This is a genomic window from Brevundimonas vesicularis (assembly GCF_044807075.1).
Classification (GTDB): Bacteria; Pseudomonadota; Alphaproteobacteria; order Caulobacterales; family Caulobacteraceae; genus Brevundimonas; species Brevundimonas vesicularis_G.
Map to the genome: position 1 here is coordinate 1,560,465 of NZ_CP085234.1, position 12,103 is coordinate 1,572,567.

13 protein-coding genes are annotated in these 12,103 nt (G+C 68.0%); 11 read left to right on the top strand and 2 right to left on the bottom strand.

Annotated elements, in window-relative coordinates:
• The 5 genes from LG306_RS07640 (at position 1) to LG306_RS07660 (ending at position 3,786) form a co-directional block, all read left to right on the top strand.
• Positions 1 to 456 (top strand): thiol-disulfide oxidoreductase DCC family protein, encoded by a 456-nt coding sequence (locus LG306_RS07640; protein ID WP_404419474.1) that lies wholly within the window; start codon positions 1 to 3, stop codon positions 454 to 456.
• On the top strand, positions 453 to 1,754 hold the full coding sequence (locus LG306_RS07645) for an SDR family oxidoreductase (RefSeq protein ID WP_404419476.1): 1,302 nt from the start codon (positions 453 to 455) through the stop codon (positions 1,752 to 1,754). Before LG306_RS07640 ends, LG306_RS07645 begins: the two co-directional genes overlap by 4 nt.
• A complete protein-coding gene (locus LG306_RS07650; protein ID WP_404419478.1) occupies positions 1,751 to 2,221 on the top strand; it encodes a DUF2269 family protein in 471 nt (156 codons plus the stop codon). The genes LG306_RS07645 and LG306_RS07650 overlap by 4 nt, the downstream gene beginning before the upstream one ends.
• A gap of 63 nt (positions 2,222 to 2,284) precedes the next feature.
• Positions 2,285 to 3,223, top strand: coding sequence for a DMT family transporter (locus LG306_RS07655; RefSeq protein WP_404419480.1), 939 nt, complete (start codon positions 2,285 to 2,287; stop codon positions 3,221 to 3,223).
• A 29-nt stretch (positions 3,224 to 3,252) separates the two neighbouring features.
• Positions 3,253 to 3,786: a DUF1003 domain-containing protein gene (locus LG306_RS07660; protein WP_404419482.1), complete on the top strand. Its 534-nt coding sequence runs from the start codon at positions 3,253 to 3,255 to the stop codon at positions 3,784 to 3,786.
• Positions 3,787 to 3,825: 39 nt separating this feature from the next.
• Here LG306_RS07660 and LG306_RS07665 read toward each other — a convergent pair whose 3' ends face one another.
• Positions 3,826 to 4,401, bottom strand: coding sequence for a superoxide dismutase family protein (locus tag LG306_RS07665; protein WP_404419484.1), 576 nt, complete (start codon positions 4,399 to 4,401; stop codon positions 3,826 to 3,828).
• A gap of 122 nt (positions 4,402 to 4,523) precedes the next feature.
• Between LG306_RS07665 and gyrA the strand changes: the two genes are divergently transcribed.
• The 5 genes from gyrA to LG306_RS07690 are packed head-to-tail and all read left to right on the top strand — an operon-like array spanning position 4,524 to position 10,493.
• Positions 4,524 to 7,301: a DNA gyrase subunit A gene (gene gyrA, locus LG306_RS07670; RefSeq protein WP_404419485.1), complete on the top strand. Its 2,778-nt coding sequence runs from the start codon at positions 4,524 to 4,526 to the stop codon at positions 7,299 to 7,301.
• A gap of 34 nt (positions 7,302 to 7,335) precedes the next feature.
• Positions 7,336 to 8,175, top strand: coding sequence for an aminotransferase class IV (locus LG306_RS07675; RefSeq protein WP_404419487.1), 840 nt, complete (start codon positions 7,336 to 7,338; stop codon positions 8,173 to 8,175).
• A 53-nt stretch (positions 8,176 to 8,228) separates the two neighbouring features.
• A complete protein-coding gene (gene coaD / locus LG306_RS07680; protein ID WP_404419489.1) occupies positions 8,229 to 8,714 on the top strand; it encodes a pantetheine-phosphate adenylyltransferase in 486 nt (161 codons plus the stop codon).
• Positions 8,715 to 8,727: 13 nt separating this feature from the next.
• A complete protein-coding gene (locus tag LG306_RS07685) occupies positions 8,728 to 9,591 on the top strand; it encodes a peptidylprolyl isomerase (RefSeq protein ID WP_404419491.1) in 864 nt (287 codons plus the stop codon).
• 26 nt (positions 9,592 to 9,617) lie between these two features.
• The gene (locus LG306_RS07690; RefSeq protein WP_404419493.1) at positions 9,618 to 10,493 is read left to right on the top strand and encodes a peptidylprolyl isomerase; all 876 of its coding nucleotides are present in this window, start codon (positions 9,618 to 9,620) and stop codon (positions 10,491 to 10,493) included.
• Here the strand turns inward: LG306_RS07690 and LG306_RS07695 are convergent, their stop codons facing one another.
• Complete coding sequence (locus LG306_RS07695; protein WP_404419495.1) at positions 10,494 to 11,594, bottom strand: Ppx/GppA phosphatase family protein; 1,101 nt, start codon at positions 11,592 to 11,594, stop codon at positions 10,494 to 10,496.
• Between the two features lie 145 nt (positions 11,595 to 11,739).
• Here LG306_RS07695 and hspQ point away from each other — a divergent pair, with 145 nt between their 5' ends.
• Entirely contained in the window at positions 11,740 to 12,048 is a 309-nt protein-coding gene (gene hspQ / locus LG306_RS07700; protein ID WP_404419497.1) for a heat shock protein HspQ, read from the top strand.
• Positions 12,049 to 12,103 lie beyond the last annotated feature (55 nt).

Here is a 12,103-nt window from a genome sequence, read left to right on the forward strand (position 1 = left end):
TTGTGGCGGGGGCCTTACAGCTATCGTGAGGATCCCGCCGTTCCGGCCTTTCCGGACGACCGGCCCCTGGTTCTGTTCGATGGCGACTGCGCGCTCTGCTCCGGCTCGGCGCGCAAGATTCTGAAGCATGACAGGGCAGGGAGGATCCGGCTCGCGCCGACGCAGTCGCCTCTGGGGCGGGCGCTTCTCGTGCACTACGGCGTCGATCCCGACGATCCCTATACGATGCTGTTGATCCAGGACGGCGTGGCGCGCGAGCGGTCCGACGGCGTTTTAGGCATCGCCGCCCTGTTGCCGCCGCCCTATCGGCTGGCCGTCGTCGGGCGGATCGTACCGCGGATCCTCCGCGACACACTCTATGACTTTATCGCGCGTCGCCGCCGCCGGTTTCCCGGCGCGGCCTGGTGCGCCATGCCGCCGAAAGGCGTCGATCTGACGGACCGGGTGCTGGGATGAGGGGACGCGTGCTTGTGCTGGGGGCCAACGGCTTCATCGGCTCGCATGTGGCGGCGGCGCTGTCGTCGGCCGGCTGGTCCGTTCGCGCCGGGGCGCGCCGCATCATCGAACCCGCTCGTCGCGCGCCGGCGTTCGACTGGGTCGCCGCCGATTTCGCCAAGCTGACGACGCCCCAGGCCTGGGCGCCGCTGCTGGTCGGCGTGGATGCGGTGGTGAACTGCGTCGGCGTGCTTCAGAATGGGGCCGGCGACAGCACGCGCGCCGCCCATGTCGACGGCCCGCGCGCCTTGATCGCGGCGTGCGAGGCGGCGGGCGTGCGGCGTCTGGTGCATATCTCCGCCGTGGGCGCGGACGACGGGGCCGGCACCGACTACGCCCGCACGAAGGCTGAGACCGAGCGGATGATCGAGGCAAGCGGTCTGGATTGGTTGATCCTGCGGCCGTCGCTGGTGGTGGATCGCGCCGCGTTTGGCGGCACCGGCCTGATCCGGGCGCTGGCGGCGTTTCCACTGTTCAGCCCTGTCGTAGGCGGCGATCAGATTTTCCGCCCGATCCCGCTGAGCGACCTGTCCGCCGCCGTCGTCGCGGCCTTGAAACCCGCCGCGCCGTCGCATCGGACGCTGGATATGCCGGGGCCGGAGCCAGTGACCATGGTCGAGACGGTGCGTCTTTACCGCGGCTGGATGGGGTTGAGCCTGGCGCCGGTGGTCCGCGTTCCGCGTGTCCTGGCTGCGCCCGCCCTGGCGATCGGCGATCTGCTGGGACGGCTGGGCTGGTCCTCGCCGATCCGCACGACGGCGATCAAACAGATGGACCATGACGTGTCCGGCCGCGACAGCGGCTGGGCGCAGGCGCTTGGCATGTCGTCGCGCGGATTCACACGCTTCCTCGCCGAGACCCCGGCCTCGGTTCAGGACGTCTGGCACGCGCGGCTGTGGTTCGTGCGGCCGGTCTCCATCGTGACGCTGGGCCTGTTCTGGTTGATCACCGGCCTGATCAGCTTCGGGCCGGGTTGGGACCGCGCCGTCGCCATCCTGCATGAGGGCGGTTACGGCCGCATGGCCGGCCCCATCGCCTGGTGGGGCGCGCTGCTGGACGTGGTGCTGGGGCTGATGCTGTTCGTGCGGCCGTGGACGGCGCGGGTGGCGATCTTCATGTGCCTGGCCACGGTCGGCTATCTGACGGCCGCGACGCTCAGCCTGCCGCATTTCTGGATCGATCCGCTGGGACCATGGCTCAAGGTCCTGCCGATGATGGCCCTTTGCCTGTTCGTGGCGGCGACGGACGCGCGCCGATGACCGCCTATGTGCTGCTCAAGATCGTTCACATCCTGTCGGGCGCGGTGCTGTTCGGAACAGGCGCCGGCATCGCCTTCTTCATGCTGCGCGCGCACGCGACAAAGGATGCCAGGACCGTCGCTGAGGTGGGGCGGATCGTCGTCCTGGCCGACTTCGTCTTCACCGCGACCGCCGTGGTGATCCAGCCGATCACCGGCTTGGGTCTGATCCATCTGCAAGGCTGGTCGCTGACCAGTCCGTGGCTGATGGCGGCCTACGGCCTCTATGTCCTGATCGGCCTCTGCTGGCTGCCGGTCGTGTGGATTCAGTACCGAATGATGAGGCTGGCCGAACGGGCGGCAGGGCAGGGCGCCGCCTTGCCTTCCGCCTATCATCGGCTGTTCCGTTGGTGGTTCGCCCTGGGCTGGCCGGCCTTTGCGGGCGTCCTGGCCATCTACTGGCTGATGGTCGCCAAGCCGGATTTCTGAGCGGAAACCTGAGGTCATCCAAAGTGAGCCGACGCGGCAGGCGCGCCGTGCCATAGGGCGGTCATGACCGACGTCCGTTCCGAAGTTGCGCCTGCGCCCGCCCCCCTGCCCAAGAGGCCTCACGCCCTGACGGGGCTGGAGATCGCCGCCATCGTGGCGATCATCGTGGTGTGGGGCGTCAACAACGCCGGGGCCAAGCTGGCGACGCAGGAGTTGTCGCCGCTGCTGGTCGGCGCCATCCGGTTCGGCATCGCCACCGCCTGCCTGATCGCTTTCGTGCGGCCGCCGTTCCCGGACTGGAAGAGCCTGATGCTGATCGTGATCATCGGCGGGCCGATCCAGTATGGCCTGGCCTATACGGCCTACTGGCTGGCGACGGACGTCAGCCCCGTGACCGTGGCCAACCAGTTGTGGATCCCCTTCACCACCCTGTTCGCCTTCCTGATCCTGGGCGAGCGGCTGTCCAAGGCGGCCTTGGTCGGCATGGGCGTGGCCTTCGTCGGCGTGGCCTGGATGACGCTGGACGCCCATGCGCTGCAGGACTGGAAGGCCATTCTGGTCGCCATCGCGGCCGGCGCCGCCTGGGGCGTGACCACGGTGGTGGCGCGCCGCACCACCTCCATCCCGCCGCTGAAGATGCAGGGTCTGCTGGCGCTGGGCGCCTTTCCCGTCATGGCCTTCGGCTCGGCGGTGTTCGAGCATGGCCAGTGGGAGGCGGTGACGCGCGCCACGCCCATGGTCTGGGCCTCGCTGCTGTGGGCCGGCGTCGTGTCGTCCGTGCTGGCGACCACCCTGCTGTTCTGGCTGGTGCAGCGGCGCGAGGCGGGGCGGGTGACGCCCTATCTGCTGGTCACGCCGGTGGTGTCGATGTTCATCGGCTGGAGCTTCATGGGCGACATCCTGACGCCGCAGATTATAACGGGATCGGCCATCACCATGGGCGGGGTCGCCCTTGTGGCCCTGGCCGAACGGGGCTTGCGTGCGGGGGCCGCCAAGGCTTGATCTGTTCCTGATCGTTTCAGGAGCCCGCCATGCATCACGCCCCCCTCGACGCCGACCACGTTTCCCGCCGCTGGCTGGGCAAGGCGAAGCACGATCTTGCGGCGAACGAAGCCGTCGTCGTTCAGAGCACCGCCGATCGTCGCCCTGTGTCCGAAGACATCAACGAGACCTTCGACGACCGCCAAACCTTTGGAGAGCGGCTGGCCGATCGGGTGGCGGCCTTTGGCGGTTCGTGGCCGTTCATCATCGCCTTCGGCGTCTTCCTGGCGATCTGGACCGGGCTGAACCTGCTGCTGCGCAAGGATGCCTTCGACCCCTATCCCTTCATCTTCCTGAACCTGGTCCTGTCGATGCTGGCGGCGATCCAGGCGCCGGTCATCATGATGAGCCAGAACCGCCAAGCGGCGAAGGATCGGCTGGATGCGGGCAATGACTACCAGGTCAATCTGAAGGCCGAGATCGAGATCATGGCCCTGCTGGAGAAGGTCGAACACCTGACCGCCCGGCAAGAGGAGCAGGCCGAACTGATGCGCCGTCTGCTCGCACAAAAAGAGACCCGCTGAACGCTGTCCAGCGGGCCATCTTCCGTAACTTAGATAGGCTTAGCTTGCGCTGAGCGCCGCGCAGGCCACTCGGTCGCCGGCGCCGCCGATGGGCTGGGTCGAATGGTCGTCGGGGTTGGCGTGGATGATGATGGCCGAGCCGTCGGCGTCCCACAGCCATTGGCCGGGGCCTTCGGACGAGATCCGGGCGCGGGTCGTAAACAGCTCAGCGTTCACCTTGCCGTCCGCACCGGCCCAGACGTTGGGCAGGTCGCCGTCGTCCGGCCCGGCGGCGTTCAACAGGCCGTGCGGGGCCTTGGGCTCGCCGTGGTTGATGTGGGCGCCGGAAGAGGTGAAGGGGGCGGCGCATTCGCCGGTCGCATGGATGTGGATGCCGTGCCAACCGGGCGTCAGGCCTGAAGCCTCGATCTTCATCAACAGGCCGGTCGGCCCCTGACGCAGGTCGACGCGGCCGATATTGGCGCCCGAGGCGTTGATCAGAACGGCCTGGCCCGTCGCGCCGACGGGCGCGCGTTCGACGGCCGCCTGGGGCGCGTTTCCGGTCGCGGCGCAGGCGGTTGTCAGGGCCAAGGGGGAGCCGAGAAGAAGGGCGGCGGCGAGGCGGGTGGCGCGCATGTCGAAAGTCCTTTCAGAGACGGGCTTTCACGGCGACGTCGCTTTGCCACCGAGGCCCTGGAATGCTAGAAATCGTCACAGCGGATCACGTTCCGATTCCGGCCGCATAAAGCCACGCTTCATTGACCGACGACAGCTACGAAAACGCCGCATCTCCGATCGTTCCGGGAGGCGGCGGCTCCGACATTTCCACGATCACGATCGAGGACGAACTGAAGCGTTCGTACCTCGACTACGCCATGAGCGTGATCGTCTCGCGCGCGCTTCCCGACGCCCGGGACGGGCTGAAACCGGTTCACCGTCGCATCCTGTATTCGATGCACGACCTGAACATGACGCCCGAGCGCAGCTATTCGAAATGCGCCCGCGTCGTCGGTGACGTGCTGGGCCGATTCCACCCCCATGGCGACGCCTCGGTCTATATGGCCCTGGTGCGGATGGCGCAGCCGTTCTCGATGGGGCTGATGCTGGTCGACGGTCAGGGCAACTTCGGTTCGGTCGACGGCGACATGCCCGCCTCGATGCGTTACACCGAGGCCCGGATGGCCCCGGCCGCCGTCGCCCTGATGGCCGACATCGACAAGGACACGGTCGATTTCCAGCCGAACTACGACGAGAAGGAGTTGGAGCCGGTCGTTCTGCCGAGCCGGATTCCCAACCTGCTGGTCAACGGCGCGGGCGGCATCGCCGTCGGCATGGCGACCAATATCCCGCCGCACAATCTGGGCGAGGTCGTGGATGCGGCCCTGGCCCTGCTGGATGATCCCAACGTCTCCGACGACGCCCTGCTGGACATCGTGCCCGGCCCGGACTTCCCCACCGGCGGCGAGATCATGGGCCGCACTGCACCGCGCAACGCCCTGCGCGACGGTCGCGGCTCGGTCGTCGTGCGCGGCCGCGCCTCGGTGGAAGAGATCCGCAAGGACCGCGAGGCCATCGTCGTCACCGAACTGCCCTATCAGGTCAACAAACAGACCCTGATCGAGCGCATCGCCGAAATGGTGCGCGAGAAGCGGCTGGAAGGCATTTCCGACGTTCGCGACGAATCCGACCGCCAGGGCATGCGGATCGTGATCGAGCTGAAGCGCGACGCGTCCGGCGACGTGATCCTGAACCAGCTGTGGCGATATACCGCCATGCAAAGCTCGTTCGGCGTCAACATGCTGGCGCTGAACCACGGCCGGCCCGAGCAGATGGGCCTGCGGCAGCTGCTGCAGATCTTCCTCGATTTCCGCGAGGAGGTCGTGGTTCGCCGCGTCAAGTTCGAGCTGAACAAGGCCCGTGATCGCGGCCACGTCCTGGTCGGTCTGGCCGTCGCCGTCGCCAATATCGACGAGGTGATCCACATCATCCGCTCCTCGGCCGATCCGACCGAGGCGCGCGAGGGTCTGCAGGCCAAGGCCTGGCCCGTCGGCGACATGATGGCCCTGGTCGAGCTGATCGCCGATCCGCGCACCGTCATCGTCGAGGGCGACAAGATCCGTCTGACCGACGAACAGGCCCGCGCCATCCTGGCCCTGACCCTGTCGCGTCTGACCGGCCTGGGCCGCGACGACATCTTCGGCGAGGCGCACGGCCTGGCCGACACCATCCAAGGCCACCTGACCATCCTGTCGGACCGCAAGAACGTCCTGGCCATCATCCGCGACGACCTGATCGACGTGAAGGATCGGTTCGCCGTTCCGCGCCGCACCCTGATCGGGGAAGGCGACGGGGAGATGGAGGATGAGGACCTGATCCCGCGCGAGGACATGGTCGTCACCGTCACCCACGGCGGCTACGTCAAGCGCGTGGCCCTGAACGCCTATCGGACCCAGCATCGCGGCGGCAAGGGCCGCAGCGGCATGTCGATGAAGGACGAGGACGCCATCACCGGCGTGTTCAGCGCCTCGACGCACACGCCGGTCCTATTTTTCGCCACCAACGGCAAGGCCTACAAGCTGAAGACCTGGCGCCTGCCGCTGGGCAATCCGCAATCGCGGGGCAAGGCCTTCGTCAATCTGCTGCCCATCGAGCCGGGTGACAGCATCATGAACGTCCTGCCTCTGCCCGAGGACGAGACGACCTGGGGCGACTACGACATCATGTTCGCCACCTCGAGCGGCGACGTGCGGCGCAACAAGCTGTCGGACTTCGCCACGGTCAACCGCGCCGGCAAGATCGCCATGAAGCTGGAGGGCTCTGACCGCATGGTCGGCGTCGGCCTGTGCACGGCCGACGACGATGTGCTGCTGACGACGGCGCTGGGCCGCGCGATCCGGTTCAAGGCCGACGACGTGCGCGTGTTCAAGGGCCGGGATTCGACTGGCGTCCGGGGCGTGCGGCTGCAGGACGGCGACGAGGTCATCTCCATGGCCATCCTGGGCCGCGTGGACGCGACGCCGGAAGAACGCGCCGCCTACGTCAAACACGCCAACGCCATGCGCAAGGCCCTGGCCGGTGCGGATGCGGAAGAGGATGCCGCGGCTCCGGTCGAGGTTGAAGACGAGGTCGCGGATGCGGCTCTGACGGTCGAGCGGATCGCCGAACTGGGCGCCGCCGAGCAGTTCATCCTGACGGTCACCGAGACCGGCTTCGGCAAGCGATCCTCGGCCTACGAGTATCGTCGTACGGGGCGCGGCGGCCAAGGTTTGACGGCCCACGGCCTGGGCGGTCGCGCCGGCACGCGTCTGGCGGCGGCCTTCCCGGTCGAGGAGACGGACGACCTGCTGCTGGTCACCTCGGGCGGTCAGATGATCCGCACTCGCATCGACCAGGTCCGCATCGTCGGCCGCTCCAGCCAGGGCGTCACCATCTTCCGCACCGGTAAGGACGAGAAGGTCGTCTCGGTCGAACGTCTGCCGGAAAGCGGCGGCGCGGATGATGCCGATGTCGGCGGAGAAGACGGCGGCGAAGTCTGATCCGCCTCTGCCCAGCGGGGAAGGGGAGGGTCGTTTGAGCGCGACGATTCTGATCGACGGCCTTCCCGCCACGCCTGACGACCTGGCGCATCAGGCCTTGGTCAACTACGGCGCCTACACCTCTTTCCGCGTCGAGAACGGCGCCGCGCGCGGCCTCGATCTCCACCTCGCCCGTCTGGAGCAGGCCGCCGTCGAACTGTTCGGCGAAAGCCCCGGCGAGGCGGAGTTCCGGCGTCTGATGGCGCTGGCCGTCGCCGGCCGAGACGCCTGCTGGCTGCGTGTCAGCCTGTTCTCGCCGGAGGTCGGTCATCGCAACCCGACCTATGTCGGCCGACCGAAGGTGATGACCAGTGTCTCTCCTGCGCCGCCGCCGCTGGCGAACCGGGTGCGGATCACCGCCATGCCCTATGAGCGCGATGCGGCGCATCTGAAGCATCTCGCCACCTTCGGCCTGATTTGGGCCCGCCGCGCCGCGCGCGCCGCCGGGTTTGATGACGCCCTGTTTGTCGATGGGGCAGGGCGGGTCGCCGAGGGCACGCTGTGGAACATCGGCTTTGCCCAGGGCGACAGGATCGTCTGGCCTCAAGCCCCGATGCTGGCGGGCGTGACCCAGGCCTTGATCACGCGCGGGCTGCCCCAGGTCGGGCTGACCCGTGAAACGCGACCGATCCGTCTCCACGAGATCGGCGCCTTCGACGCCGCCTTCCTGTGCAACAGCGCCACGCCCGTCTGTCCGATCACCGCCATCGACGATGTCGCCTTCGCCAATGATCCGGTCCTGCTCGCCAAGGTCGAAGCGGCCTGGACCGCACAGGCGCCCCAGGCCATCGCGGATCGTGACGATGACGATGGCGTCAGCCGGCTAGGCCGCTGATTTCGCACCTGCTAAACGACGCTGACGCCACGCGACAGGCCGGGGAGACACGCATGCGCATCGGACTTTATCCGGGCACCTTCGACCCGGTGACGAACGGGCATACCGACATCATCAAGCGCGCGCTGAAGCTGGTAGACCGGCTGGTCATCGGCGTGGCCCAGAACGACGACAAGGGGCCGCTGTTTTCCACCGCCGAACGGGTCGAGATGCTGAAGGCCGAGATGGCGCCCCTCGGCGGCGACATCGTGGTCCAGCCGTTTTCGACTTTGCTGATGCATTTCGCCGAAGAGCTGGACGCCAGCGTCATCATTCGGGGTCTGCGCGCCGTCGCCGACTTTGAATACGAGTTCCAGATGACGGCCATGAACCAGCGCCTCAATCAGAACATCGAGACCGTATTCCTGATGGCCGATCCGCGCCATCAGGCGATCGCCTCGCGGCTCGTCAAGGAGATCGCCCGGCTGGACGGCGCGATCGACAGTTTCGTCAGCCCCGCCATCGCCGAGCGCGTGCGGGCCAAGGTCAAGAACGGTTAGGGTAGACAAGACCATGCGTAAGCCCATCATCGCAGCGACCGTCGCCGCTCTTCTCGCGGCTGGCGCGGTCCAGGCCCCCGCTGTGGCGCAAACGGCGCCGGCGGCGTCCGACTGGCGCGCCATTGCGCCGGAAAACCTGCTGGTTATCGATACGTCCAAGGGCCGGGTGCTGGTCGAACTGATCCCTGTCGCCGCGCCCAACCATGCGGAACGCATCCGCACCCTGGCCAACCAGGGCTTCTACGATGGTCTGAAGTTCCATCGCGTCATCCCTGAATTCATGGCGCAAACCGGCGATCCGAAGGGCACGGGCGAAGGCGGCAGCGAACTGCCGGACCTGAAGGCCGAGTTCAGCTTCCGTCGTGGTCGCGACGCCGGCTTCGTCGCTGTGCCCAGCGTCGGCGCGGGCGTGCGTGGCCTGGTCGGCGACCTGCCGGTCCAGACCCAGCCCGACGCTCAGATGATGGTCACCGCCGACTTCAAGGTCGACGCCCACGGCCTGTTCTGTCCCGGCGTGCTGGGCATGGCCCGTTCGGGTTCGCCGGACAGCGCCAACAGCCAGTTCTTCCTGATGATGGGCGCGCGCGAACAGCTGGACGGCATCTACACCGCCTTCGGCCGCGTGGTGTCCGGCCTGGACGTGGTCGGCAAGCTGAAGAAGGGTTCGGACGCCGAGGACGGCAAGGTTACCGATCCCGACACCATGACCCGCGTCCGCATGGCCTCGGCCCTGCCCGAAGCCGAGCGTCCGACCGTGCGCGTGCTGAACGCCGGCAGCACCGCCTTCGCCGAACGGATCGCCACGGCGCGCGCCGCGCGCGGCGCGGCCTTCAGCGTCTGCGATGTTCAACCGGTCGCCGAAGTGACGGGCGGCTGAGGCTTTCGCAAACGGGGGAGGGGACGATGACGATACGAACGCTGGCGATGGCAGCGGCCGTGCTGGCCGCGACGGCGGGCGCCGCCCTGGCGCAGGACGCGACCGCCGTTCCGCCGCCCCCGCCCCCGCCCGGCGAATGGCGCACGATCGCGCCCGAGAACCTGCTGGTCATCGACACCAACAAGGGGCGGATTCTGGTGGAACTGGCGCCCGAGATCGCGCCCGCCCATGTCGAACGCATCAGGCTGCTGGCGTCGCGCGGCTTCTTCGACAACCTGGTCTGGCACCGGGTGATCGACTGGTTCATGGCCCAGACCGGCGATCCGCTGGGCACGGGCGAGGGGCAGAGCTGGTATCCTGACCTGAAAGCCGAGTTCACCTTCCGCCGTGGCGCGGTCATGGCCTTCACTCCGGTGGCGGCCCCGGTCGGCGCCCTGGTCGGCTTCGTCGACTCCATCCCGGTCCAAACCCAGCCCGACGCCCTGATGTCCGGCACCAGCGACAAGAAGGTCCACGGTTGGGCCCTGTATTGCCCGGGCGTTGCGGGCATGGCGCGTGACGAGGGCAATGACACCGCCAACAGCCAGTTCTTCCTGATGCGTCAGGCCTATCCGGCGCTGGACAAGCGCTACACCGTCTGGGGCCGGGTGGTGTCCGGCCTGGACGTCGTGCGATCGCTGAAGGCCAGCGACACGCCGGATGGTCTGGTCCAAGGACCGGATCAGATGACCCGCGTTCGCGTGGCGTCGGATCTGCCCGCAGCCGAACGTCCGACGGCGGCCGTCCTGAACACTAACTCCGCCACCTTCCAGACCCTGGCGCAGCAGGCGCGTCAGGCGCGTGGCGCGGATTTCTCGGTCTGCGACATCGAACTGCCGGTGCGCGTCACGCCCGCCGCCTGATCAGGCGGCGGGGGCCGGCCGGCCCCGTCCGCGCCGACGACGCCGTCCCCTCGGCGGTTTCTTGTCTTCGCGCATCCGTTGCAGCAGCAGGCCTTCGCGCAGACCCCGATCCGCGACCCGCACCCGTTCCGACGGCCAGGCGCGCTGCACCGCCTCCAGGATGGCGGCGCCCGCCAAAACGAGGTCCGCACGATCGGGACCGATGCAGGCCTCGCGCGCTCGACCGTCCGGACCCAGCGCCTTCAGGCGATCCGCCGCCGCCTCGCAGTCGGCGCGCGTCATCCACAATCCATCGACCCGGTCGCGATTGTAGCGCGGCAGGTTCAGGTGAATGCCGGCCAGGCTGGTGATCGCGCCCGAGGTGCCGACCAGATGCGCCCGATTCTGCCGGAACAGGTCCAGCATCGGTTCGTCCACGATCCTGCCCGCTGCAATGGCCGCGCCCATGTCGGCGACCATGGCCTCGTACCAGGCCTCGCCGGAGTTCGGCGGCTCGGGATGTCGCTCGGCCAGGGTCACGACCCCCACCGGCGCCGACATCCAAGCGGTGGTCGTCCAGTCGGTCCCGCTGCGCTTCAGCCACGACATCTCGGTCGAGCCGCCGCCGACATCGATGACCAGCACCGCCTCGGCCTTGGGGTCGATCAGATTCAGGCATCCCTCGACCGCCAGACGCGCTTCTTCGGCGGGATCGATGATGCGCAGGCGCAGGCCCGTGCCCTTGCGCACCCGGTCGATGAAGTCGGCGCCGTTCTCGGCCGCGCGGCAGGCCTGGGTGGCGACGGCGCTCAATCGCGCCGAGTCGACGCCCTTGCGCACGATCCGCTCGGCGCACAGGGCCAGGGCGTCATAGGCCCGGTCCATGGCGCGCGGGTCCAAAAGGCCCGTCCGCGACAGCCCTTCGCCCAGCCGCACGATGCGGCTGAAGCTGTCAACCACGCGAAAGCCTTCGCGTGACGGCCGCGCGATCAGCAGCCGGCAATTGTTGGTCCCCAGATCGAGCGCGCCATACAGCGGCGCATCTCGACCCGACGCATCCCGCGAACGGGAAGGCTGGGACCGCTCGTCGCGCCGTCGAGGCGCGCCGTGGGTCTCCGGCATGGGCCGTCATCCGTTGTGGGCGGTCCAAAGCGGCGCCCGTCCTGGTCAGCCTAACCCGCCAGGATCGTCCGCGCCAAGCCATTCTGTCAGGAAGATGAACAGACCGGCAGGCATTGGGGTCATGCGCTGAATCGTATGAAGTGCGATGACCCGCATTCAGACCGCACGTTTCGCCATCGGCCAAGTTGTCCGCCACCGCGACGACGCCTTTCGTGGCGTCGTGATGGATGTCGATCATGCCTATGAGGGGCCGGCCGGTGAAAGCGGCCTGGTCAGGCCAGACCAGCCCTTCTACCGCGTCTTCGCCTTGGGCGAGGATGGCGGCTTTGTCGCCTATGCGGCTGAGGGCGCTCTCGAAGATGGCGATTCCGTGCTGCTGCCCGACGACGCCGAGCGGTGGTTCACCACCGACGGCATGGGCCACCGCGCACCGCTGGACGAACGTCTTCACTGACGGTTGGAAGCCGTGGTGGCTCCGGGCTAGGATGGCGGCAAAAGAGGAATACGCC